Consider the following 23,747-nt stretch of genomic DNA (forward strand, 5'->3'; position numbering starts at 1 on the left):
TCACGAACACGTAATCGGGGCGGGGCAGGGCACACGCACTGCTCCGCCCGACTTTTAAGCTGAGGAATTGGAAATGGCCGAGATCACTGCAGCAGCCGTGAAGGAACTCCGCGAGAAGAGCGGCGCCGGCATGATGGATTGCAAGAAGGCGCTGAACGAGACCGCCGGAGACATGGATGCCGCCGTCGACTGGCTGCGCACCAAGGGCCTCGCCGCCGCCGCCAAGAAGTCGAGCCGCACCGCGGCCGAGGGTCTGGTCGGGCTGGCCGTTGCCGGCACCAAGGGCGTTGCGATCGAAGTCAATTCGCAGACCGATTTCGTCGCGAAGAACGATATTTTCCAGAGCTTCGTCCGCGACGTGACGGCGATCGCGCTCGAAAAGGGCGACGATATCGATGCGATCAAGGCCGCGCCGATGGCGTCGGGCGGTTCGGTCGAGGACGTGCTGACCGCGAACATCGCGACGATCGGCGAGAACCAGGTGCTGCGTCGCGCGAAGAAGGTCGAAGTCGGCCAGGGCGCGATCATCCCCTATGTCCACAATGCGGCGGCCCCCGGGCTTGGCAAGATCGGCGTGCTCGTCGCGCTCGAGAGCGATGCCGGCGTCGACGTGCTCGAACCGCTGGGCAAGCAGATCGCGATGCATATCGCGGCGGCGTTCCCGCTGGCGCTCGACGAGAGCGGCCTCGACCAGGACGTGATCGAGCGCGAGCGCGCGATCGCCGCCGAAAAGGCGTCGGAGAGCGGCAAGCCCGCCGACATCGTCGCCAAGATGGTCGAAGGCGCCGTCAAGAAGTTCGCCAAGGAGAATGCGCTGCTCAGCCAGCTCTTCGTGATGGACGGCAAGACCCCGGTCGCCGACGTCGTCGCCAAGGCGGCGAAGGACGCGGGCGCGTCGATCGTGCTGAAGGACTATGTCCGCTTCCAGCTCGGCGAGGGCATCGAGAAGGAAGAGAGCGATTTCGCCGCCGAGGTCGCCGCGACCGCCGGCCTGACCAAGTAAGCGAGGCGCCGGGGCGTGGCCCCCGCGGGACGGCCCCGGCATCTCCGCTTGTTACCGCGGCGCGGCACCTCTAAGGTCCGCGCCGCTTCTCTGTACGCCTCGTATGATCGGCCATCATGACTGCTCCCCGCTTCCATCGTATCCTTCTCAAGCTGTCGGGCGAGGTCCTGATGGGCCAGGGCCAGTTCGGGATCGACCCCGCGACCTGTGATCGCGTCGCGGGCGAAGTGAAGGCGGCCAAGCTCGCCGGACATGAAATCTGCATGGTCGTCGGCGGCGGCAATATCTTTCGCGGGCTGGCGGGTGCGGCGCAGGGCTTCGACCGGGCGAGCGCCGATTATATGGGCATGCTCGCCACGGTGATGAACGCGCTGGCGATGCAGAACGCGCTCGAAAAGGCCGGAGTCGACACCCGCGTCCAGTCGGCGATCCCGATGGCGTCGGTGTGCGAACCCTATATCCGCCGCCGCGCCGAACGGCATATGGAGAAGGGGCGCGTCGTGATCTTCGCCGCGGGCACCGGGCTGCCCTTCTTCACCACCGATACCACCGCCGCGCTGCGCGCCGCCGAGATGCAGTGCGATGCGTTGTTCAAGGGCACATCGGTCGACGGCGTCTATGATGCCGACCCGAAACAGGTGCCCACCGCCAAGCGTTACGACACGCTGGGCTATAACCGCGTCCTTGCCGACAATCTCAAGGTGATGGATGCGTCGGCAGTCGCGCTGTGCCGCGACAACGACATTCCGATCGTGGTGTTCAACATCCGCGACGAAGGCAATCTTACCGCGGTGCTGGGCGGCCACGGCACGTCCACGATCGTCCAGAACGAACCCGTTTCCGCATAAAGGAGAGCCTGAATGGCCGCTTATAACAAGGCAGACCTCGAGCGCCGCATGGCCGGCGCGGTCGAGGCGCTCAAGCACGATCTGCAGGGCCTGCGCACCGGCCGGGCCTCGATCAATCTGCTCGATCCCGTCACCGTCGAAGTGTACGGCTCCAGCATGCCGATCACCCAGGTCGCGACCGTGTCGGCGCCCGAGCCGCGGATGCTGTCTGTCCAGGTTTGGGACAAGACCAATGTCGGCCCGGTCGACAAGGCGATCCGTTCGGCGGGCCTGGGGCTCAACCCCATCGTCGACGGCCAGACTCTGCGCCTGCCGATCCCCGACCTGACCGAGGAACGCCGCAAGGAACTCGCCAAGCTGGCCGGCAAATATGCCGAGGCGGCGCGCATTGCCGCGCGCAACGTGCGGCGCGACGGCAATGACAGCCTCAAGACCGACGAGAAGAAGGGCGTCTTCTCCGAGGACGAGCGCAAGCGCCATGAGACCGAGGTCCAGAAGCTGACCGACGCGACGATTGTCGAGATCGATGCCGCTGCCGCCGCCAAGGAAAAGGAAATCCTGGGCAAGTGACCTGCTGCGGCGCCCCCCGTCGAGCGCCCGCAGCGCGTGGTGACTGCGGGCAGAGGCGCCCGCGGTCGCCTTTGCGCGTGCCGTTGGCCGGCCGGCATGGCGGCTAAACCTGCCCCCGAACTGCCTGCGTCGTCGGGCCCTCGCCACGTTGCCATCATCATGGATGGCAATGGGCGCTGGGCAAAGGCGCGCTTCCTGCCGCGCATCGCCGGGCATCGCCAGGGCGTCGAGGCGGTCCGCCGCGTCAGCCGCGCCGCGCGGACGCTCGGGATCGAGGTCCTGACGCTCTACGCCTTCTCGTCGGAGAATTGGCGCCGCCCGCAAGCCGAGGTCAGCGACCTCATGGGGCTGCTCCGCCATTTCCTCGCCAGCGAACTGGACGAACTGGTGCGCGAAGGCGTGCGGCTGCGCGTCATCGGGGCATGGCGGCATTTGTCGCCCGATCTCGTCGCGATGATCGACGCGGCGATCGCGCGTACCGCCGCCAATCCCGGCCCGACTTTGGTGATCGCGCTCAACTATGGCGCGCAGGCGGAGATATTGACCGCGGCCCGGCGGCTTGCCGAACAGGCGCGCGACGGGCTGCTGGACCCTGCGGACATCGACGAAACCCGTTTCGAATCCGCGCTCGAGACCGCCGACCTGCCGCCGCTCGACCTGCTCATCCGCACCTCGGGCGAGCAAAGGCTGTCGAACTTCCTGCTGTGGCAGGCCGCCTATGCCGAGTTGCTCTTCGTCGACACGCTCTGGCCCGATTTCGACGAAAAGACCCTGGCCGCGGCGCTCGCGCAGTTCGCCCAGCGCCAGCGCCGGTTCGGGGGCCTGTGAGCGCGCGCATGTCCGACCTGGCGCCGCGGCTCGGCGTCGCGCTGGCGTTGATCGGGCTTGCGGTTGCGGCCTTGTGGTTCGGCGGGGTCGTGTTCTGGCTGGTGCTGGTCGTGGCCGGGCTGCTGATGTTGTCCGAATGGGCCGAGCTGAACGGCGCGGGCGAGCGCGAGAAGCGGCTCGCGCAATATGCGCTGTCGGTGCCGCTGGCGATCCTCGCGCCGATCGCGGCGGGGCCGGGGTTCTTCGCGCTCGGGCTGCTGGTCGGCGCGTTCTTCTTCATCGCCGCGGCGACGCGCAGCCCGCGACTGGCTGCCGGCGCTTTCTATGTCGGGCTGCCGGTGACGGCGCTGGTGCTGCTGCGCGCGCAGGAACAGGGGCTGTTGCTGACGTTATGGGCGATGGCGCTGGTCTGGGCGTGCGACACGGGTGCCTATTTCGCCGGACGGGCGATCGGCGGGCCCAAGCTGGCGCCCGCGATCAGCCCCAACAAGACCTGGGCGGGGTTCCTGGGCGGAGTCGCTGCGGCGACCGCCTTCGCCTTCGTGCTGGTCGCGGTGTTTGCATTGCCCATCGGGCTCGCGCTCGCGACTCCTTTGCTCGCCGCGCTCTCGCAGGGCGGCGACCTGTTTGAGAGCAACCTCAAGCGGCGCGCGGGGGTCAAGGATTCGGGAACGCTGCTGCCCGGCCATGGCGGGTTGATGGACCGGCTCGACGGGCTGGTCGTGGTCGCGCCGGTTGCGGCGCTTCTGGTATTGGCGCTCGGGCGGTGAAGCGCGTCACGATCCTCGGCGCCACCGGCTCGGTCGGCAGTTCGACGCTCGACTTGATCGAGCGCGCGCCCGATGCATTCGAAGTGCTGGCGCTGACCGCCAATTCGGATGCGGCCAAGCTTGCCGCCGCCGCGATCCGCACCCGTGCCAAGACCGCCGTCGTCGCCGACGAAGCGAGCCTGCCGGCGCTGCGCGACGCGCTGGCGGGGACGGGGATCGAGGCGCGGGGCGGGGCCGAGGCGGTGTGCGACGCCGCGCGGATGGGCGCCGACTGGACGATGGCGGCGATCGTCGGCACCGCGGGGCTCAAGCCGGTGATGGCCGCGCTCGAATCGGGCGGGACGGTGGCGCTGGCGAACAAGGAATCGCTGGTGTCCGCCGGCGACGTGATGATGGCGGCGGCGCGGCGCAGCGGCACCACGCTGCTGCCGGTCGATTCCGAGCACAACGCGGTGTTCCAGTGCCTCGACCGGACGGCCCCGCGCGGTGTCCGCCGCATCATCCTCACCGCCAGCGGCGGGCCCTTCCGCCGGAAGTCGCTCGACGAGATGCGCGGCATCACCCCGGCCCAGGCGGTCGCCCATCCCAATTGGTCGATGGGCGCCAAGATTTCGGTCGATTCGGCGACGATGATGAACAAGGGCCTCGAACTGATCGAGGCGTTCCACCTGTTCCCGGTAAGCGCCGGCCAGCTCGACGTGATCGTCCATGCCCAATCCGTGGTGCATTCGATGGTCGAATATGTCGACGGATCGGTGCTCGCCCAGCTCGGGACGCCCGATATGCGCACCCCGATCGCCTTTGCGCTGGCCTGGCCCGAGCGGATGGAAACGCCGTGCGAGGCGCTCGATCTGGCCAAGGTCGCGCGGCTCGACTTCGAGGCGCCCGATCCGGTGCGCTTCCCGGCGCTCGCGCTCGCGCGGCAGGCGCTGGAGGCGGGCGGGGCGCGTCCCGCGATTCTCAATGCCGCCAATGAAGTAGCGGTCGCGGCATTCCTTTCTAAACGCGCGGGCTTTCTTGAAATTGCCGCAATCGTTGCCGATACGCTGGCGGGCTATGACCCGGCTGCCCCGGACTCGCTCGACGCCGTACTGGCAATCGATGCAGAAGCGCGGGTTCGCGCGGTTGAGCGTGTGAAGGACTGCGTCGCTTGATCGAAAACCCCGGCATCCTGCTCACCGTCCTGGCATTCGTGCTGGTGATCGGGCCGCTCGTTTTCCTCCATGAACTCGGCCATTATCTTGCCGGGCGCTGGTTCGGGGTGAAGGCCGAGGAATTTTCGATCGGGTTCGGTCGCGAGGTCGCGGGCTTCACCGATCGCCGCGGTACGCGCTGGAAATTCGGTTGGCTCCCGCTGGGGGGCTATGTCCGCTTCGCCGGCGACATGAACCCGGCGAGCCAGCCTTCGCCCGAATGGCTGGCGCTGCCGGCGCGGGAGCGGGCGCAGACCTTTCAGGCAAAGCCGCTGTGGCAGCGCGCGATCATCGTCGCGGCGGGGCCGGTCACCAATTTCGTCGTCGCGATCCTGATCCTCGCGGGCTTCGCGCTGGCCTATGGCGCGCCGAGCACCCCGCCGATACTCGACGGCGTCGTCGCGGGCAGCCCGGCGTCGGCGGCAGGGCTCCAGCCCGGCGACCGCATCGTTGCGATCGGCGGCCGCACGGTTTCCACCTTCAGCGACATTGCGGAGTATGCGCTGCTCCGCCCGAAAGAGGCGGTCCAGATCGATTTCGATCGCGCCGGCGAACGCCTTCAGGTGGATGCGGTGATCGGCGAGCGCGTCGAGAAGGATCGGTTCGGCAACATCTTCCGGATCGGGATGCTCGGCGTCCGTTCGGGAACCCCGGTGTTCGAGCCCGTCGGCGTCTTCCGCGCGCCGCTTCTGGGCGCGCAGCAGGCGGCGGGGATCGTCCGGACGACGATCGACGGGCTTGGCCAGATCATCACGGGCCGCCGCTCGGTTTCCGAACTGGGCGGGCCGCTTCGGATCGCACAGGTCTCGGGCGAGCGGCTGGCGATGGGGCCGACCCAGTTTGTATTCCTGATCGCACTGATTTCCATTAATCTCGGATTCATCAACCTGTTGCCAGTCCCGGTGTTGGATGGCGGGCATCTGATGTTCTATGCAGTCGAGGCAATTCGCCGTCGTCCCGTTGAACCGCAGGTCATGGAATGGGCGTTTCGTGGCGGATTCATCGCAATATTGGCGTTGATGCTGTTCGTTACGCTCAACGATCTCGGTGCCTTTGGCCTCTGGAGAAATCTGGCCGGCTTGATCGGTTGACGGGGTTAAGGCAGGGCAGTTCGCGTCGCTTGGGCAGCGACTTTCTCGAAATCCTGGTTTGGGGTGGGATGTGAAGATCAAGGTTACGAATTTGGGCGCACGCGCCACGGCGACTCTTCTCGCGGGCACGATGCTCTCGGGGATGGCGCACGCGCAGACCGCTCCCCAGACGCCCCCCGCGGCAACGCCGCCGGCTTCTGCTACCCCGACGGCAACGTTGCTCCCGGTCCAGCAGGTGCGCACCGTGCGCTCGCTGCGGGTCGAGGGATCGCAGCGCATCGAGCCGGAGACCGTGCTTTCCTACACGCGTCTGCGCACCGGTGAGCCCTATACCAACGAGACCGTGGACCAGGCGATCAAGGACCTGCTGGCATCCGACCTCCTCGCCGATGTCGCGATCGAAGGCGTCGAGACCGGCGACCTGGTGATCCGCATCCGCGAGAATCCGGTGATCAACCGCGTCGTGTTCGAGGGCAATAAGCGCCTGAAGAACGACAAGATTCTCAAGGAAGTGAAGCTGGCTCCGCGTCAGATCTTCACCCGCACCGCGGTACGCGCCGATGTCGCGCGCATCGTCGAACTGTACCGCCGCCAGGGTCGCTTCGCCGCGACCGTCGCGCCGAAGATGGTCAGCCTCGACCAGAACCGCGTCGACGTGATCTTCGAGATCCAGGAAGGGTCGAAGTCCAAGGTTCGCCAGATCAACATCATCGGGAACGAGGTGTTCCCGGACGGCAAGCTGCGTGGCGAGATGGCGACCAAGGTTTCGAGCCTGAAGACGCTGCTCAGCTCGAACACGTCGTACGACCAGGACCGGCTGGCCTATGACCAGCAGAAGCTGCGCCAATTCTACCTGACCGAAGGCTATGCCGATTTCCGCGTGATCTCGGCAGTCGCCGAGCTGACGCCGGACAAGCGCGACTTCATCATCACCTATGTCGTCGAGGAAGGCCCGCGCTACAAATTCGGCCCGGTGACGGTCGACAGCGCGATCCGCGATTTCGACGACAAGCGGCTCGCCGCCGCGCTCCAGATCAAGGAGGGCGAATGGTATAATGCGAAAGCGGTCGAGGACACCGTCGAGCAGCTGAGCGAAACCGCCGGCGCGTTCGGCTATGCGTTCGCCGACGTCCGCCCCGAATTCCAGCGCGACAAGGACGCGCTGACGATGACGATGAACTTCCACATCGGCGAGGCGAACCGCACCTATATCGAGCGGATCGAAATCACGGGCAACCGCCAGACGCAGGACAAGGTCATCCGCCGCGAAATGCGCGTGGCCGAAGGCGATGCGTTCAACACCTTCCTGGTGAAGCGCTCGCAGGACCGCATCAATTCGCTCGGCTATTTCCAGGACAAGTTCGAAATCGAGCGCAAGGAAGGGTCGACTCCCGACCGCATCGTCCTCGCCGCGAATGTCGAGGAACGCGCCAACGGCGAATTGACGCTGTCGGCGGGCTTCTCCAGCCTCGAACGCTTCATCCTCCAGGCGTCGATCCGCCAGCGCAACTTCCGCGGCATGGGGCAGACGGTGTCGGCCTCGGTCGATTATTCGAGCTACAACAAGTCGGTCGAGCTGGGCTTCACCGAGCCCTATCTGTTCGACACCAACGTCGCGCTGGGCGGCACGATCTTCCGCCAGGACTATAACGCGTTCAACTATATCGGCAGCGACCGCAGCACGACCTACAGCCAGGTATCGACCGGGTTCCAGCTCGTCGCGGGCGTGCCGCTGACCGAATATTGGACGCTGTCGGCGCGCTATCAGCTCAAGCAGGACGATGTTACGCTCGACAAGTCGAGCTTCTACACCGACGGCGTCTGCGATCCGCTCAAGGCCGGGCGCTATTATTGCGAGGCGGTGGGCAATCGCATCACTTCGCTGCTCGGCTTCTCGCTGATCTATGACAGCCTCAACAGCCGCCTCCGCCCGACGCGCGGCCAGCGCTTTTCGGTCAGCACCGATTTCGCCGGGCTCGGCGGCGATGTCCGCTATGCCCGTGCCAAGCTCGACGGCAGCAAATATTGGAGCGTCGGCGGCGGCTTCATCTTCTCGCTCGCGGGCGAGGGCGGCTATATCAAGAGCCTCGAGGGGTCGGGCGCCGCGGGCGTCGACCCCATCCGGATCACCGACCGCTTCTACCTGGGCGAGCCGCAGTTCCGCGGTTTCGACATCCGCGGCGTCGGTCCGCGCGTGCAGCGTATCTATTACACCGGCGACGCTGCGTCGGGCACGCAGCTGCTGAACACCGACAGAGACCAGATCATCGACGATGCGCTGGGCGGCACGGCCTATTATCTGACCAAGGCCGAGCTTGAGATTCCGCTCGGTGCCGGTGCTGCCGAACTCGGGCTGCGGCCATCGGTGTTCGTCCAGCTGGGCGGCCTGTTCGGGATCAAGGACCCGGGCAAGACGATTGCGTTCGATCAGGCGCGCAATGCGGACGGATCGCTCGCGTACAACAAGGACGGCTCGCCGACGCTGTTGCCGGCGCAGCAATATACCAGCGTGAACGGCGTGCAGACGCCGCTCTATACGACGTCGGGCAGTCTCGCGACGACCTGCGCCGTGGGCTATGCCACCACCTATGGCGGCGCCTGCACGGGAACGAACATCAACACGCCCTATACGACCGCTGCTTTCTACGAGCGTTTCGTGGGCGATACGGCACGCCCGCGGCTCTCGGTCGGCTTTGGCGTGAACTGGAATTCGCCCTTCGGGCCGCTCCGCATCGACATTGCCAAAGCGCTGCTGAGCGCCGAGGGCGACGATACCAAGCTCATCACCTTCAACGTAGGGACTCAGTTCTGATGATCACCAACAAGCTCATGCTTGGCATGCTCGCGGCCTCGGTCGCGGTCGTCGCCGTTCCCGCCAGCGCCCAGGTTGCCGGCATCGCCTCTGCCAGCCCGACCACGGTCGTCGCCACGTCGAAGGCGTTCGGCGCCGCGCGCCAGCAGATCTCCACCACCTACAAGGCGTCGTTCGACCAGATCTCGGCCCGCCGCACCGCGTTGGACACCGAAGCCAAGCCGCTCATCGCGCAGCTCATGGCCCAGTTCGACACCAACAAGGACGGCCAGTTGAGCCAGCAGGAGCAGGCCGCGGCGCAGAACGCCAAGAGCCCGATCCTCGAGAAGCTGAAGACGATCCAGACCACTGCGGACAGCGATATCGCCAAGCTGACCAACCCGGCGGCGCGCGCCGAGCTGTTCGCGATCGAATCGATCCTGCGCCAGTATGAGGCGGCCCAGCTCCGCGTCGTCAACGCCAAGAAGATCAGCGTCGTCCTGACTCCGGAAGCGTTCATGTATGCGCCGGACTCGGTGGACATCAGCGAAGCCATTGCTGCCGAAATCGACAAGGTCTCGCCGACCGTCGGCATCCAGGCGCCCGAGGGCTGGCAGCCCGCGCGCGAGACGATGGAGATCCAGCAGCGGCTGGTCCAGATGGCGCAGATGGCCGCCTATCAGCGCCAGGCGCAGCAGCAGCAGCAGGCCGGTGCGGCCCCCGCCGCCGGTGCGACTCCGGCCCCCGCCGGCGCCAAGCCCGCAAAGCCCGCCGAACCGCGGTGAGCGAGGATGTGACGGCGGGCACCGACATCGGCCCGCTCGATATCGGGCGGGTGATGGCGGCGCTGCCGCATCGCTATCCGATGCTGCTGGTCGATCGCGTCGAGGAACTGATCCTCGACCGGTCGATCGTGGCGATCAAGGCGGTGACGATCAACGAGGGCTTTTTCCAGGGGCATTTCCCCGGTCGCCCGATCATGCCCGGCGTGTTGATCGTCGAGGCGCTGGCCCAGGCGGCGGGCGTGCTCGCGGTCGAGAGCCTGGGCCTCGCGGGATCGGGCAAGCTCGTCTATTTCATGTCGATCGACGGCGTGAAGTTCCGCAAGCCGGTCGAACCCGGCGTGCTGCTCCGGCTGGAGGTCGAGTTCGTGCAGAAGCGTTCGCGCGTCTGCAAATTCGCGGGCAAGGCCAGGATCGACGGCGAGATCGCCGCCGAATGCGAATTCACCGCGATGATCGCCGATCCGCCCAAGGCGTGATCGGCGCATGGACGCACTGACCGCGTTCGGATTGTTCGCGGTCAGCGCGATGCTGGTGACCTATGCGCTGGAAAGCCGGTCGGACGGGTGGATTCTCGCCTTTGCGGGTGCGTGCCTGCTGGGCTCGGCCTATGGCTTCCTCCAGGGAGCATGGCCGTTCGGCGTGGTCGAGGGCATCTGGTCGGTCGTCGCGGCGCGGCGCTGGTGGCTTCGCCGCCGCTGAGGTTGCGCCGCCGCACCTGCTCTGCTAGGCGCGCCCGTCCGCTGCTGGTCGGTAACCAGCGGCTTCTTCGAAGGAATTGCTCGTGAAGACCAATACCCATCCCGATTATCACATGATCAAGATCCAGATGACCGACGGCACCGTGTTCGAGACGCGCTCGACCTGGGGCAAGGAAGGCGATCTGATGCAGCTTGAAATCGATCCGCTCGCGCACCCCGCATGGATCGGCGGCCGCGGCCAGATGCTCGACCAGGGCGGCCAGGTTGCGCGCTTCAACAAGCGTTTCGGCGGTCTCTCGCTCGGCAAGAAGTGAGGGTGGGCGGCGCGTTGCTCCGTTAACGCGCCGTTAGCCACGCGGCGATACGCTTCCCTGATGGCAAGTCAGGGAAGCTCCACTATGTTTGCGGCCGAGTTCGAGCCCGCGGAAACGCTGGGCCGGCGCCGCTCGATGCGCGCGCCGGTGTCGCTCGATGCGCGGATCGGGCGCGGCGGGCTCGACCGCGCCTTGTGCAAGGTCACCGATCTGTCGGCGCACGGCGCCCGGATCCAGACCTTTTCGGAACTCAGGGCCGGTTCGATGATCTGGCTCGCGCTCCCCAAGGTGGGCCATGTCGGTGCCCGAGTCGTATGGGCCGACGATTTCGAGGCCGGGCTCGAGTTTTCGACGGCGCTTTCCGTCGAAGCCTTTGAATCGCTTACGGCATGATGCCCCATCGGCGCGGCAGCCGGGAAACTACAACATTGCGCTAGCCCCGTAGGTAGGTCATGCTCCGCTCTTCACTGAGGGGACCGGTGATGAACAGGGGCTTGCTCGTTGGCGCGCTTGCGTGCGCCGTATCTTCGCCTGCGGTTGCGGGTGACAAGGTCGTGCCGGGGCTGCTGCCCGATGCCAGGGCGGTGCTGATGGCCGATGTCCGGCTCAGCTATGGGCTGCCGACGCGATTGCCGGCGGCGGTGCCTGAGGTGCGAGAGCGGCCCGCGGCGTTGCCGCGCATGGCGATCTACACGCTCGATGCGCGCGCCGCGCCGTTGCCACTCGTCACTCTCCCTGCGCGCCCGGCGACTGGACCGGGCTCAAACCTGCAGAGTGTCGAGAACGAGGCACCGGCCAATTGGCGCGTCCCGATCGAAGCGGAGGATGTCACCTCGATCCACGGCGGCACCTATGCGGTCGGGGACACGCTCGCCTCGTTCCGCCTCCGTCGCGGCCCGCGCTCGCCGCTCAAGACGATGTTCGTCCTGCGCATCGACGGCAAGGACGAAAGCCCGGCGTTCAGCATCGGCGGCGGCGGCGTCGCGGCGGCGCTATGGCGCGCGGGACAGGCGAACTGAGGGGCAGCCCTCGCTGCACCGCTTGCGAATCTCTCCCGACGCGGGCAAGCGCTCCGCAGCGCGGAGAGATGGCCGAGTGGTTTAAGGCAGCGGTCTTGAAAACCGCCGTGGGTGCAAGCTCACCGTGGGTTCGAATCCCACTCTCTCCGCCACGAATCCCGCCCCCGCAATCGCCCTCGCGCGGCGAAGCGTCCGGAAAACCGGGCCTAATTTCCGGTTTTGGGGTTTAGCGCGCCGCTCGGCTGTGGCACAAAACCCGCATGTGGGGATGGCGTATCGCAATCAGCAGGCTTTCGGCATCGGCCGTCGCCTTGGCCTTGGCTTCGACCGTAGCGGCCCCGGCGGTGGCGCAGGACGATGCCGGGTTCCGGGCTTATCTCGACACGCTTGGCCAGCAGGCGCTGGCGCAGGGGGTCAGCCGCCGGACGGTCGATGCGGTGCTGCCCACGCTGACGCTCAACCAGCGCGTGATCGATCTCGATCGCCAGCAGCCCGAAACCCGCCCCAATGCTCCGATCCCGGCGTTCGAGCCCTATCGCCGCCAGCATGTCGATGCCTCCCGGATCGAGCGCGGGCGCGCCGCCTATCAGCGCCAGCGGCCGCGGCTCGAGCGGATCGAGCGGGAGACCGGGGTGCCCGAATCGATCATGGTCGCAATCTGGGGGCACGAAACCAATTATGGCCGCGTGATGGGCGGGTTCGACCTGCCGCGCGCGCTGGCCAGCCTCGCGTACGAAGGGCGCCGCCGCGACCTGTTCTCGACCGAGTTCATCGCGACGCTCAAGATGATCGACCGCGGCGTGCCGCGCGAAAAGCTGGTCGGCAGCTGGGCAGGGGCGTTTGGCGGGCCGCAATTCCTGCCGTCGGTCTATCTGCGGCTGGCCCGCGACGGCGATGGCGACGGCATGGCGGACATCTGGACCAGCGAGCCCGATACGCTGGCGTCGATCGCCAATTATTTCGTCAATGCCGGCTGGCGTCCGGGCCAGCCCTGGGGCTTCGCGGTCAGCGTGCCCGCCGGACTGAATCGCGGCGCATTGGTCACCCGCATGTCCTCGCCGCGCTGCCCGCGCGTGCAGGAACGCCACAGCCAGTGGCGGACGATGGCGGAGTGGCGCGCGCTCGGCATCGTCCCGACGACGCGCGCCTGGCCCGCCGATTCGGTCCAGGCGACGCTGCTCGAGCCCGATGGCGTGGGGAAGGGCGGTTATCTGCTCACCGGCAATTATCGCGTGATCCTCGATTATAATTGCTCGAATTTTTACGCTTTGTCGGTAGGCCTGCTCGCCGATGAAGTGGAACACTAGCCTAGCAGCTGCTCTCAGCCTGTCGCTCGCCGCCTGTGGCGGGGGCGCGGGATATGCCGATTATGCGCCCGAGGGTGCCCCGCCGCCGGGATCGGTGGCGGCACAGGGCTGGGCCGCGCCGGAGCCGCTCGCTGCCGAGACCTGGCGCGCGGCGGACGGAACGATCCGCACCCGCCCGGTGCCTGCGCCGCCCGAGGTGCCGATCGAGCAATCGGAGCCCGCGCCGCTGGCCGATGATCGCCCCGGTGCCGCCTATGCCGCGCCGCCGCCCGTTTCGCCGACGAGCCCGTCGCCCGCCTATCGCGATGCGGCCCAGCTTGCCTACACCCCGCCACAGGACGGCTATGCCGATCCGACCGCAGGCGCCACCGGCCCGCGCGGATCATCCCAGCCTGGCCCGGGCGAGGCGCGCTATGACGCGATCGGCTATGCCGGCATTCGCCCGGTCGCCGGGGGTGCCGCCTCCGATAGCGCAATCGTCGCCGTCCACCCCAGTCTGCCCGCAAACACCGTCGTCGAAGTCACGTCGCTCGACACCGGTCGGACGATCCTCGTCCTCGTCACCGGCGCGATGGCGCCCGATGCCGACCGCGCGATCGATTTGTCCGCCGCCGCCGCGCGCCAGTTGGGCGCCGAGGGCACGGGCCGCCTCGCGGTGCGCGTGCGCAAGGTCGCGGCGACGCCGCAGGATATGCTGGCGCTGCGATCGGGCCGTCCCGCCGCCGAGCGCCCCGATACGCCGCCGGTGCTGCTGACGGCGCTGCGCAAGCGGCTGCCCGGCATCGCCGCCGCGCGCCCGAGCTATGCCGCGTCCCGGCCCGACCTGCGCCCCGCCGCGCCTGCCCCCACGCCGCGCCGCCCGGCCCCGACCGCCGGCGGAACGGGCTATTATGTTCAGGTCGCCGCACTTTCTAACGCGCGCAATGCGCAAGCGCTTGCCCAAAGCATGGGCGGGTTCGTAAAGCAGGGGGGAGGGCTCTATCGGGTCCAGCTCGGCCCCTTCGCTTCGACGCGAGAGGCCGAGTCGGCACGGATAGGGGCCGCACGCGCGGGTTATGGAGATGCGCGCGTCCTTGCCAAGTAACACCGGGGACCCGGAACGTATGAAGAAGCTGCTCGCCGCCTCGATCCTGGCGCTCGCCACCGCCTATCCCACGACCGCCGCGAATCCGCCCTTCGATACGCCCGCGCCGATCGCCTATCTGGAGGACCTGTCCTCCGGCGCGGTGCTCTATGCCAAGGATGCCGATCGCCGCATCCCGCCGGCATCGATGGCCAAGATGATGACGGTCTATGTCGCGTTCGACCTGATCAAGAAGGGCGAGCTGAAGCTCGACCAGACGATCGAGGTCCGGCCGGAGACGTGGAAGAAATGGCATTCGCAGGGGTCGACGATGTTCCTCGCGGTGGGCGAGAAGCCCAAGGTCGAGGATCTGCTCAACGGCATCGTCACGCTGTCGGGCAACGACGCGTGCGTCGTGCTGGCGGAGGGGATTGCGGGCACCGAGGAAGCCTTTACCAACCTGATGAACATCCAGGCGAAGAAGCTGGGCCTCGCCAACAGCCAGTTCGGCACCTCGAACGGCTGGCCCGACGAGGGCCGCACCTTCGTCACCGCGCGCGACCTGGCCCACCTCGCCAAGGCGACGATCCAGGATCACCCCCAGCTCTACAAGCAATTCTACAGCCGCACCTCCTATACCTGGGGCAAGACGCTGGGCGCCGGTGCCGACATCACCCAGGGCAATCGCGACCCGCTGCTGGGCCGCGTCGCCGGGGCCGACGGGCTCAAGACCGGGCACACCGAAGAGGCCGGCTATGGCTTCACCGGCTCCGCCGAGCAGAATGGCCGCCGCCTCGTGATGGTCGTCGCCGGGCTCGACAGCTATGGCGGCCGCGCCGAGGAATCGGTGCGCTTCATGGAATGGGGCTTCCGCGCATGGAAATCGCGCCCGATCGTCAAGAAGGGCCGCAAGGTCGGCGACGTCGCGGTCCAGGGCGGCGGATCGAGCGAAGTCGGCGTTGTCGCGCCGCGCGATCTCGCCGCGACGATCCCGGCGGGCACCTCGCCCGAAATGCAGGGCAAGATCGTCTATCAGGGGCCGGTCAAGGCGCCGATCAAGGCCGGCGATCATGTCGCGGACCTCGTGATCGATTCGGCGGGCATGCCGCAACAGGTGCTGCCGCTGGTCGCGGAGAGCGATGTCGGCGAGGCGGGGTTCTTCCGCCGCATCTGGCTGGGCCTGACCGGGCTGTTCGGCGCGTGATTGGTGCCGCCGCATGCCGCACCGGGGCGGCTGCGGCGGACGCTAAGCCGCCAGCATCATGGAACTGACCGGCAACGAGTCCGCGCGCGACGCGCTCGCCTCCGCCATGGCGAGCGGGGCGCTCCACCACGCCTGGCTGATCGCCGGGCCGGAGGGGGTGGGCAAGGCGCGCTTCGCCCGCGCGGCGGCGCTGCGGATGCTCGCCGAGGCTGCCGAGCCGCACAAGCTCTCCCCCGGCTGGGACGTGCCCGAGACGACACAGGCCGCGCATCTGATCGCGGCGGGCGCGCACCCCGATTATCGCGAGCTGGTCCGCCTGCCCAAGGACGCCGACAAGCCCGGCGAGGCGCTGGCCCGCTCGATCACGATCGCGCAGGTCCGCAGCCTCCAGACGCTGTTCGCGACCAAGCCCTCGCTGTCGTCGCGGCGCGTCATCGTGATCGATTCGATCGACGATCTCGAGCGCGGCGGCGCCAACGCGCTGCTCAAGAATCTCGAAGAGCCGCCCGCCGGCACGATCTTCCTCCTCGTCAGCCATGCGCCGGGGCGGCTGCTCCCCACGATCCGCTCGCGCTGCCGGTTGCTGCGGTTCGAGGCGCTGACCGATGCGCAGGTCGCGGGCATCCTGCGCGCCGAACTACCCGACGCGACGCCCGCCGAAGTCGAAGCGCTGGTCCGCGCGGGCGAGGGTTCGCCGGGGCGGGCGATCGGCTTTGCGGGGCTCGATCTCGCCGCGCTGGAGGGCGACATGGCGTCGCTGGCGCAGACCGGCGATCCGGGCAATGCGCTGCGCGGCCGGCTGGCCAAGCAACTCGGGCTCAAGGCCGCACAGCCCCGCTATGAGGCGTTCCTCGAGCGCGCACCAAGCTTCATCGCCGCGCGCGCCAAGGTGCTCCAGGGCGAGCCCCTGCGCACGGCGCTCGACGCCTATGATGCCGCGCGCGAGCTGGCCGGCGCGGCGACGGGGCTTTCGCTCGATGCCGGGGCGACGGTCTATGAAATGAGCGGGCTGATCGCGCGGCTGGCGCGGTAGTTGCCCCGGCGGGCGCGGCCCCCTAAAGCCGCGCCATGGCCGAACCCTATTATCTCACCACCGCGATCCACTATCCCAATGGCCGACCGCATATCGGCCATGCCTATGAGATGATCGCCGCCGACGCGATCGCGCGCTTCCAGCGCCAGCAGGGCCGCGACGTCTTCTTCCAGACGGGTACCGACGAGCATGGCCTCAAAATGGTCAAGACCGCGCGCGACCGCGGCGTCGAAGTGCGCGCGCTCGCAGACGAAATGTCCGGATATTTCCGTGAGATGGCGGAGCTTCTCGATATTTCGTGCGATCGTTTCATCCGCACCTCGGAGCCCGAGCATTATGCCGCCAGCCAGGCGATCTGGCAGGCGATGGCCGATGCCGGCGACTTGTATCTGGATCGCTATGAGGGCTGGTATTCGGTCCGCGACGAGGCGTTCTACGAGGAAAAGGAACTGACCGAGGGCGAGGGCGGGGCGAAGCTGTCGCCGCAGGGCACGCCCGTCGAATGGACCGCCGAGGAAACCTGGTTCTTCAAGCTCTCGAAATACCAGCAGCCTTTGCTCGATTTCTACGCCGCCAACCCCGATTTCATCCGCCCCGAATCGCGCCGCAACGAAGTGCTGCGCTTCGTCGAGGGCGGGCTGGTCGATCTCTCGGTCAGCCGGACCAGCTTCGACTGGGGCGTGCCGGTGCCGGGATCGCCAGGGCATGTCATGTATGTGTGGGTCGACGCGCTGACCAATTACCTCACCGGCGCGGGCTATCCGCACGACCCGGAGCGGGTGGCGAAATACTGGCCTGCCGATCTGCACCTGATCGGCAAGGATATCGTGCGCTTCCACGCGGTCTATTGGCCCGCCTTCCTGATGTCGGCGAAGATCGCGCTGCCGCGCCAGGTGTTCGGCCACGGCTTCCTGCTCAACCGCGGCGAGAAGATGTCGAAGTCGGTCGGCAACGTCGTCGATCCGATGGCGCTGGCCAGGCTCTATGGCGTCGACGCGCTACGCTATTTCCTGCTCCGCGACGTCAGCTTCGGCAATGACGGGACGTTCAGCGACGAGGCGATCGTGACGCGCGCCAATGCCGATCTGTCGAACAGCTTCGGCAATCTGGCGCAGCGCGTGCTGGCGTTCATTGCCAAGAATCTCGACGGTCTGGTAGAGGCGGGAACCCCCGATCCGGCGGACACCGCGCTGCTCCGCGAAGTTGAGACTGCGTGTGAAGGTTTCACCCGAAGCTTCTCTGATCTATCGCTTAGTCAGGGGCTGGAGGCATGGATGGCCGGCGTCTTCGCCTGCAACCAGTATATCGACGTGCAGGCGCCCTGGGCGTTGCGCAAGACCGATCCGGCGCGGATGCACGCGGTGCTCGGCACCCTGCTGAAGGCGATCCGCCGTCTGGCCGTCACGATCCAGCCGGTCGTTCCGGGTTCGGCGGCGAAATTGCTCGACCAGCTTGGGCCGGAGGGCGATGCGGGGTTTCGGATCGCGCCGCCAACCCCCATCTTCCCGCGTCTGGAGTTGAAGGAAGACGTGTGAGACTGGCCGACAGCCACTGCCATCTGATCTACAAGGGGCTGGGCGAACAACAGCCCGAGGTCCTGGCCCGCGCGCGCGGCGCCGGGGTGGTCGCGATGCTCAACATCTCGACGCGCGAGAGCGAATGGGATGCAGTGGTCGGCGTTGCCGAGCGCGAGGCCGATGTCTGGGCCAGCGTCGGCATCCACCCGCATGAGGCCGACACCCATGCGCATGTCGACACCGCCAAGCTGGTCGAGCGCGCCGCGCACCCTCGCGTCGTCGGCATCGGCGAAAGCGGGCTCGATTATTATTACGACCATAGCGACCGCGACCGCCAGCGCGCCAGCTTCCGCGCGCACCTCGCCGCGAGCCGCGAGACCGGGTTGCCGATCATCGTCCACACCCGCGATGCCGAGGCGGACACCGCCGAGATCCTGCGCGACGAGATGGGGAAAGGCGCCTTTCCGGGGGTGATCCATTGCTTCACCGCGAGCGACGGCTTTGCCGACATCGCGCTGGAACTGGGCTTCTACATCTCGATCTCGGGCATCGTGACGTTCAAGAACGCACTCGCGCTGCAGGAAACCGCCGCGCGGCTGCCGCTCGACCGCCTGCTGATCGAGACCGACGCGCCGTTCCTCGCCCCGGTGCCCCATCGCGGCAAAACCGGCGAACCCGCGTTCGTCGCCGACACCTGCCGCTTCCTCGCGAAGCTGCGGGGGCAGGAGCCCGAGGAACTGGCCGAGGCGACCCGGCGCAATTTCCACACGCTCTTCGCCAAGACGCTGGCGTGAGCAGAAGGGTGTTTCGCGCAAAGACGCAAAGGCGCAAAGACGCTGGGATGAGTGGCGGGCGCAGCCCTTCTAACACGTCCCTTCTTTGCGCCTTAGCGTCTTTGCGCGATAAAACTCTCTTCTTTCTGCCTAGTCCCAACGATCCAGATCGTCCTCACACAAAGCCACAAAGCCACAAAGCTTCTCTTGGTGCCTTCGTGGCTTCGTGTGAGAAACCCTTCTCAGCCGCAGCCCAATGAAAATCCGCATCCTAGGCTCCGGCACCTCCTCCGGCGTCCCGCGCATCGGCGGCGACTGGGGCGCCTGCGACCCCACCGAGCCCCGCAACCGCCGCACCCGCGCCTCGGTGTTCGTCTCGACCGAAACCACCCGCATCCTGATCGACACCAGCCCCGACATGCGCGAGCAACTCCTCGCCGCGCAGGTCGGCGATATCGATGCGGTGATCTGGACCCACGATCATGCCGATCACTGCCACGGGCTCGACGATCTGCGCCAGATCATGCACCTGCGCGACGGCGTGCCCGTGCGCGGGCTAGCGCGGCCCTTCGCGTCCGAGCAGCTTCAGGCGAAGTTCGGCTATGCCTTCAACGGGCGCCGGGGCTATCGCCCGACCGTCGCAATCGAGCCGTTGCCCGACGCGATCACCATCGGCGATATCACGGTCCGCGTGACCGACCAGCCGCATGGCGGGATCACTTCGGCGGGGCTGCGCTTCGAAAGCGGTGGCAAGAGCATCGGCTATGCCACCGATTTTCATGAGATGACCGACGGAATGCGCGTGCTCTATAGCGGCCTCGACCTGTGGGTCGTCGACGCCCTGCGCCGCGCGCCGCACCCCACGCATCCGCATCTCGCATCGGTGCTCGGCTGGATCGACGAACTTGCCCCGGCGCATTCGGTGCTGGTTCATATGGACCAGTCGATGGACTATGTTCAGCTTTCGGCCGAGCTGCCGCCGGGTATCGTACCCGGCCATGACGGCCTGGAGATCGTGGTTTGACTGCCTGGGATGGAATGGACGCGATCTGGCTGCTCGGCGTGCTCGTGCTCGCGATCATGGCGCTGTCGGTGCGCCGCATGTCGTTCGGCTTCCTCCTGCGCTCGCTGCTCACCTGGGCGGCGATCGTGCTGGGCACCGTCGTCGCCGTCGCGCATCGCCACGAAATCGGCGCGCTCTTCGCCAGCGCCTCGGCAAAGCTCGGGCTCGACGATCAGCAGGTCGATGGCGAGACCGTGCGTATCCGGATGAGCCCCGACGGCCATTTCTGGGCGCGCGTCACGCTGAACGGCGTCGAGCGCCGGATGCTGATCGATAGCGGCGCGACGATCACGGCGATTTCGGATCGCACCGCGGCGGCGGCCAATGTCGAACCGGGCACCGGGCTGCCGGTGGTGATCGAGACGGCAAACGGCACCGTCGCGGCAAAGCGCGGCCGCGTCGACGAACTCGCGATCGGGCCGCTCAAAACCAGCGACCTCGGCGTCGTCGTCTCGCCCAGCTTCGGCGAACTCGACGTGCTCGGCATGAACTTCCTGTCGCGGCTGCACAGCTGGCGGGTCGAGAACCGCGTGCTCATCCTCGAACCCAAGGCCGAGGCGTCCGATTCGGGCAGCGACGCCACCACCGCCGCGCCGAAGGGGCGGCGGCGGGACTAGCCCCGGCTCAGCCCGCGCCGACCAGCTCGCGCCCGATCAGCATCCGCCGAATCTCGTTGGTCCCCGCGCCGATATCGAGCAGCTTGGCGTCGCGTGCGAAGCGCTCGACCGGCCAGTCCTTGGTATAGCCCGCGCCGCCCAGCGCCTGGATCGCCTCCATCGACACCTTCACTGCGCTTTCGGACGCCAGCAGGATCGCCCCCGCCGCATCGAACCGCGTCGTCCGCCCGGCGTCGCAATTCTTGGCGACGGTATAGACATAGGCGCGCGCCGAATTGAGCGCGACATACATGTCGGCGACCTTCGCCTGGATCAGCTGGAAGCTCCCGATCGGCTGGCCGAACTGCTTGCGCTCGCGGACATAGGGCAGGACCACGTCGAGGCAGGCCTGCATGATCCCCAGCTGGATGCCCGCCAGCACGGTGCGCTCATAATCCAGCCCCGACATCAACACCCCGACGCCGCCGTTCAGCGGCCCCATGATATTCTCCTCGGGCACGACGCAATCGTTGAACACCAATTCGGCGGTGGGCGATCCGCGCATCCCCATCTTGTCGATCTTCTGCCCGATCGAAAAGCCGGGCATGTCCTTTTCGATCAGGAAGGTGGTGATCCCCCGGCTGCCCTCGCCGGTCTTTGCATAAACGACGAGCGTATCTGCATAGGGCGCGTTGGTGATCCAGAATTTGGTGCCGTTGAGCCGGTACCCGCCCGCGACCTTGTCCGCGCGCAGCTTCATGCCGACCACGTCCGATCCGGCCCCCGCCTCGGACATCGCCAGGCTGCCGACATGCTCGCCGGAGATCAGCTTGGGCAGATATTTCGCCTTTTGCTCAGGCGAGGCCCAGCGGCGGATCTGGTTGACGCACAGGTTCGAATGCGCGCCATAGCTGAGCCCGACCGACGCCGATGCCCGCGCGACTTCCTCCTGCGCCACGACATGCTCGAGATAGCCGAGGCCCAGCCCGCCAAATTCCTCCTCGACGGTGATCCCGTGCAGCCCCAATTCGCCCATTGCCGGCCACAGGTCGCGCGGGAACCAGTCCTCGGCATCGATCCGTGCCGCCAGCGGTGCGATCTGCTCGCTCGCAAAACGCCGCGTGGTATCGCGGATCATCTCGGCGGTGTCGCCCAGGCCGAAATCGAGCGTCGGGTCCATCGGTACTCCTCTCAAGCGGTCACGATCATTCCGTCGCGAACCTGCACAGGCCAGGGGTTTAGCCGCGCGCCGGCGCAAGGGCCACCCACGCACGCGCCATCGTCGATCCGAAACAGCGCGCCATGCCAGCTGCACTGGATCAGCGTACCGTCGCCGGTCAGATACTCGTCGAGAGTCTGGGCCATCGGCACGCCCATATGCGGGCAACGATCGACATATCCCGTGAGCGTGTCACCGCGCCGCACGACGAAGCCGTGAAAACGCCCCGCGCGCATCTCGATCACGAAATTGCGCGCGCTACCGTCCGTCACCAGTTCCAGCGCGCCGAGCGTGATTCCCGGCGGAGTCTCGGTAAGACGAGCGGTCATCGAAGCGCGATAGGTCCGGCACGATTTGGTGTCAAAGGATACCAGTTCGCGCGCGCTACAGCCCTTCGCCGCCCACCCAATGCGCGTTGGACAGCTTTCGCGCGACGTTCCAGGTCTGGGTACGGATGTCGGGCACCGCGACGATTTCCCAGAACGCGCCGCGCGTCATCGGGCCCAGCGCATAGAGATTGGCATTGGGCACTCCGGACGCTGCGATCGTCTGCCCCTGATTGTCGACATCGATCCCCAGCCGCGCGGCGTCGGCACGGATCAGCCCGCGCGCGGCGAGCCGCTGGAGCAGCGGTTCGGTCGTCCGCGTCAGGTCGCCCAGCGGCCCGGTGCAATTGACGATCCGCCGCGCGCGCAGCGTCTCCACGGCGTCCTGCCCGCGGCGGCGAAAGCGCAGGTCAATTCCCGCCAGCCCCTCGACAAAATCGAGCGTACGGCCCGCGATCACCTCCAGCTGCCCGCGCTCGATCAGCGCGGTCAGCCGCGCATGCACCTCGGGCGCCAGCCGGTGCCGATGCACGTCCCACCAGGGGCGCAGATGGCGCAGGAACCGCGCCCGCTGCTCGTCGCTGGCATTGCCCCACATCCCCTGGGTGAAGGGGCGCAGTTCGTCCACGGCATTGCACCATCCTATCGCATCGGCCCGCGCGCGGACACGATGGAGCAAGTGCGAGGCAACGGTATCGGGCCGTTCGTCGATCCGCTGCCACTCCGATCCCGGGCCGTGCGGGCGGGGGAGGAGCCCGCGCCGCGATACTGCGACGATGCGCCCGCGAAACCCGCGCGCGTCGAGCAGCAACGCGACATCGACCATCGTCAGCCCGGTGCCGATCACCACCACCGTATCGCCGTCCGCCAGCCCCTCGGGCACCCCCGGCGCCCACGGATCGCCGCTATAGCGATCGGCGGAGAGCCGCGCGGGGTCGAGCCCCGGCGGATCGTGCGGCGGCAGATTGCCCACCGCCAGCACCGCCGCATCGGCTTCGATCGTCCGGTCGCCCAGCGCGATCCGCACCGTGTCGCCGGGCTCCAGGTCGGTGACTTCGCCGCGCACCAGCGTCAGCCGCCCGTTGGCGTCGCGCAGCGCGGCTTCGAGCAGTTCGCGCAGATATTCGCCGTACGTCACGCGCGGGATGAATGCCGTTGCGGCGCCGGGCACCCCGCGCGCCTCCAGCCAGCGGACGAAATGCGCTGGATCGTCGGGAAACGCGCTCATGTTCGCGGCGCGGACGTTGAGCACATGGCTCGGGTGCGCCGCGCCATAGGCGAGGCCCGTGCCCGCCACCGGCGCCCGCTCGATCAGCGTCGCGCGCGGGCCCTGATGCCGCAGCAGGTTGATCGCCTGCAACGTGCCCGAAAACCCCGCGCCGATGATCGCGACATGCCCGATCATGTCAGATTTCGTATTCGATCTGCCATTCGGGTGCCTGGAACGCCGGACGCTCTGCGGAGAAGGCGGGCTGCCGCGCCTTCATCTGCGCATAGAGCCGCTTGACCGCGTCGCTCGCGGTGCGCGGAAACGCGAAGGGGAGCACGGCATGGACGATGCACGCGGCCCCGCCCAGCATCATCGTGAAGCCGAATCGCGCGGCGGTGGCGGCATGCTCGCGATAGCTTTCGCCGACGCTGCGCGGGTGGGAGAGGAATAGGCGTTCGATCATCCCCTGTGTCTATAGGGATTGCGAGCGGTTGGAAACGGGCTTCCCATGCGCCGCAGCCTGTGG

General features: G+C 67.4%; 26 protein-coding genes and 1 tRNA gene. 23 read left to right on the plus strand and 4 right to left on the minus strand.

Annotated elements, in window-relative coordinates; all coding sequences use genetic code 11:
* Positions 1 to 73 precede the first annotated feature (73 nt).
* The 23 genes from tsf (at position 74) to TS85_RS07260 (ending at position 20,487) form a co-directional block, all read left to right on the plus strand.
* Entirely contained in the window at positions 74 to 1,003 is a 930-nt protein-coding gene (tsf, locus tag TS85_RS07150) for a translation elongation factor Ts (RefSeq protein ID WP_044331325.1), read from the plus strand.
* A 116-nt stretch (positions 1,004 to 1,119) separates the two neighbouring features.
* Positions 1,120 to 1,851 (plus strand): UMP kinase, encoded by a 732-nt coding sequence (gene pyrH / locus TS85_RS07155; protein WP_044331327.1) that lies wholly within the window; start codon positions 1,120 to 1,122, stop codon positions 1,849 to 1,851.
* Positions 1,852 to 1,863: 12 nt separating this feature from the next.
* Positions 1,864 to 2,421 carry a ribosome recycling factor gene (frr, locus tag TS85_RS07160; RefSeq protein WP_044331329.1) on the plus strand — a complete coding sequence of 186 codons (558 nt, stop codon included), beginning with the start codon at positions 1,864 to 1,866 and terminating at the stop codon, positions 2,419 to 2,421.
* A gap of 96 nt (positions 2,422 to 2,517) precedes the next feature.
* Entirely contained in the window at positions 2,518 to 3,249 is a 732-nt protein-coding gene (locus TS85_RS07165; protein WP_044331331.1) for an isoprenyl transferase, read from the plus strand.
* Between the two features lie 8 nt (positions 3,250 to 3,257).
* Positions 3,258 to 4,019 (plus strand): phosphatidate cytidylyltransferase, encoded by a 762-nt coding sequence (locus tag TS85_RS07170; protein ID WP_044336019.1) that lies wholly within the window; start codon positions 3,258 to 3,260, stop codon positions 4,017 to 4,019.
* Positions 4,016 to 5,173: a 1-deoxy-D-xylulose-5-phosphate reductoisomerase gene (locus TS85_RS07175; RefSeq protein ID WP_044331333.1), complete on the plus strand. Its 1,158-nt coding sequence runs from the start codon at positions 4,016 to 4,018 to the stop codon at positions 5,171 to 5,173. Before TS85_RS07170 ends, TS85_RS07175 begins: the two co-directional genes overlap by 4 nt.
* On the plus strand, positions 5,170 to 6,303 hold the full coding sequence (locus TS85_RS07180) for a M50 family metallopeptidase (protein WP_044331336.1): 1,134 nt from the start codon (positions 5,170 to 5,172) through the stop codon (positions 6,301 to 6,303). The genes TS85_RS07175 and TS85_RS07180 overlap by 4 nt, the downstream gene beginning before the upstream one ends.
* Positions 6,304 to 6,433: 130 nt before the next feature.
* The gene (gene bamA, locus TS85_RS07185) at positions 6,434 to 9,115 is read left to right on the plus strand and encodes an outer membrane protein assembly factor BamA (RefSeq protein WP_155006570.1); all 2,682 of its coding nucleotides are present in this window, start codon (positions 6,434 to 6,436) and stop codon (positions 9,113 to 9,115) included.
* The gene (locus tag TS85_RS07190; RefSeq protein ID WP_044331340.1) at positions 9,115 to 9,879 is read left to right on the plus strand and encodes an OmpH family outer membrane protein; all 765 of its coding nucleotides are present in this window, start codon (positions 9,115 to 9,117) and stop codon (positions 9,877 to 9,879) included. The genes bamA and TS85_RS07190 overlap by 1 nt, the downstream gene beginning before the upstream one ends.
* Positions 9,876 to 10,355: a 3-hydroxyacyl-ACP dehydratase FabZ gene (fabZ, locus tag TS85_RS07195; protein ID WP_044331342.1), complete on the plus strand. Its 480-nt coding sequence runs from the start codon at positions 9,876 to 9,878 to the stop codon at positions 10,353 to 10,355. The genes TS85_RS07190 and fabZ overlap by 4 nt, the downstream gene beginning before the upstream one ends.
* A 7-nt stretch (positions 10,356 to 10,362) precedes the next feature.
* Entirely contained in the window at positions 10,363 to 10,578 is a 216-nt protein-coding gene (locus TS85_RS07200; RefSeq protein WP_044331343.1) for a hypothetical protein, read from the plus strand.
* Between the two features lie 82 nt (positions 10,579 to 10,660).
* Positions 10,661 to 10,891, plus strand: a complete 231-nt coding sequence (gene rpmE, locus TS85_RS07205; RefSeq protein ID WP_044331345.1) for a 50S ribosomal protein L31 — start codon at positions 10,661 to 10,663, stop codon at positions 10,889 to 10,891.
* An 84-nt stretch (positions 10,892 to 10,975) separates the two neighbouring features.
* A complete protein-coding gene (locus TS85_RS07210) occupies positions 10,976 to 11,284 on the plus strand; it encodes a PilZ domain-containing protein (protein WP_044331347.1) in 309 nt (102 codons plus the stop codon).
* A gap of 89 nt (positions 11,285 to 11,373) precedes the next feature.
* Complete coding sequence (locus TS85_RS07215) at positions 11,374 to 11,910, plus strand: hypothetical protein (protein ID WP_155006335.1); 537 nt, start codon at positions 11,374 to 11,376, stop codon at positions 11,908 to 11,910.
* Positions 11,911 to 11,972: 62 nt separating this feature from the next.
* Positions 11,973 to 12,062: transfer RNA gene (locus TS85_RS07220), tRNA-Ser, on the plus strand.
* A gap of 108 nt (positions 12,063 to 12,170) precedes the next feature.
* On the plus strand, positions 12,171 to 13,217 hold the full coding sequence (locus tag TS85_RS07225; RefSeq protein WP_044331351.1) for a lytic murein transglycosylase: 1,047 nt from the start codon (positions 12,171 to 12,173) through the stop codon (positions 13,215 to 13,217).
* A complete protein-coding gene (locus TS85_RS07230) occupies positions 13,201 to 14,301 on the plus strand; it encodes an SPOR domain-containing protein (protein ID WP_077228507.1) in 1,101 nt (366 codons plus the stop codon). Before TS85_RS07225 ends, TS85_RS07230 begins: the two co-directional genes overlap by 17 nt.
* Positions 14,302 to 14,320: 19 nt before the next feature.
* Positions 14,321 to 15,484: a D-alanyl-D-alanine carboxypeptidase family protein gene (locus tag TS85_RS07235; RefSeq protein WP_044331352.1), complete on the plus strand. Its 1,164-nt coding sequence runs from the start codon at positions 14,321 to 14,323 to the stop codon at positions 15,482 to 15,484.
* 58 nt (positions 15,485 to 15,542) lie between these two features.
* Positions 15,543 to 16,517 (plus strand): AAA family ATPase, encoded by a 975-nt coding sequence (locus tag TS85_RS07240; protein ID WP_044331355.1) that lies wholly within the window; start codon positions 15,543 to 15,545, stop codon positions 16,515 to 16,517.
* A gap of 35 nt (positions 16,518 to 16,552) precedes the next feature.
* Positions 16,553 to 18,052: a methionine--tRNA ligase gene (gene metG, locus TS85_RS07245; protein ID WP_044331358.1), complete on the plus strand. Its 1,500-nt coding sequence runs from the start codon at positions 16,553 to 16,555 to the stop codon at positions 18,050 to 18,052.
* Positions 18,049 to 18,828 carry a TatD family hydrolase gene (locus TS85_RS07250; RefSeq protein WP_044331359.1) on the plus strand — a complete coding sequence of 260 codons (780 nt, stop codon included), beginning with the start codon at positions 18,049 to 18,051 and terminating at the stop codon, positions 18,826 to 18,828. The genes metG and TS85_RS07250 overlap by 4 nt, the downstream gene beginning before the upstream one ends.
* Before the next feature lie 235 nt (positions 18,829 to 19,063).
* Positions 19,064 to 19,831 (plus strand): MBL fold metallo-hydrolase, encoded by a 768-nt coding sequence (locus TS85_RS07255; RefSeq protein WP_044331361.1) that lies wholly within the window; start codon positions 19,064 to 19,066, stop codon positions 19,829 to 19,831.
* Positions 19,828 to 20,487 (plus strand): retropepsin-like aspartic protease family protein, encoded by a 660-nt coding sequence (locus TS85_RS07260; protein ID WP_227698705.1) that lies wholly within the window; start codon positions 19,828 to 19,830, stop codon positions 20,485 to 20,487. The genes TS85_RS07255 and TS85_RS07260 overlap by 4 nt, the downstream gene beginning before the upstream one ends.
* A 7-nt stretch (positions 20,488 to 20,494) precedes the next feature.
* Here the strand turns inward: TS85_RS07260 and TS85_RS07265 are convergent, their stop codons facing one another.
* From TS85_RS07265 to TS85_RS07280, 4 genes are read right to left on the minus strand one after another with little or no spacing between them, the layout of a single operon-like run.
* Positions 20,495 to 21,646 (minus strand): isovaleryl-CoA dehydrogenase, encoded by a 1,152-nt coding sequence (locus TS85_RS07265; RefSeq protein ID WP_044331363.1) that lies wholly within the window; start codon positions 21,644 to 21,646, stop codon positions 20,495 to 20,497.
* An 11-nt stretch (positions 21,647 to 21,657) separates the two neighbouring features.
* Positions 21,658 to 22,014, minus strand: a complete 357-nt coding sequence (locus tag TS85_RS07270; protein WP_044331365.1) for a Rieske (2Fe-2S) protein — start codon at positions 22,012 to 22,014, stop codon at positions 21,658 to 21,660.
* 55 nt (positions 22,015 to 22,069) lie between these two features.
* Positions 22,070 to 23,416, minus strand: coding sequence for an FAD/NAD(P)-binding protein (locus TS85_RS07275; RefSeq protein ID WP_044331366.1), 1,347 nt, complete (start codon positions 23,414 to 23,416; stop codon positions 22,070 to 22,072).
* 1 nt (position 23,417) lies between these two features.
* Positions 23,418 to 23,684 carry a DUF6356 family protein gene (locus TS85_RS07280; protein ID WP_044331367.1) on the minus strand — a complete coding sequence of 89 codons (267 nt, stop codon included), beginning with the start codon at positions 23,682 to 23,684 and terminating at the stop codon, positions 23,418 to 23,420.
* Positions 23,685 to 23,747 lie beyond the last annotated feature (63 nt).

The sequence above is a fragment of the Sphingomonas hengshuiensis genome, from assembly GCF_000935025.1.
GTDB classification, from domain to species: domain Bacteria; phylum Pseudomonadota; class Alphaproteobacteria; order Sphingomonadales; family Sphingomonadaceae; genus Sphingomonas; species Sphingomonas hengshuiensis.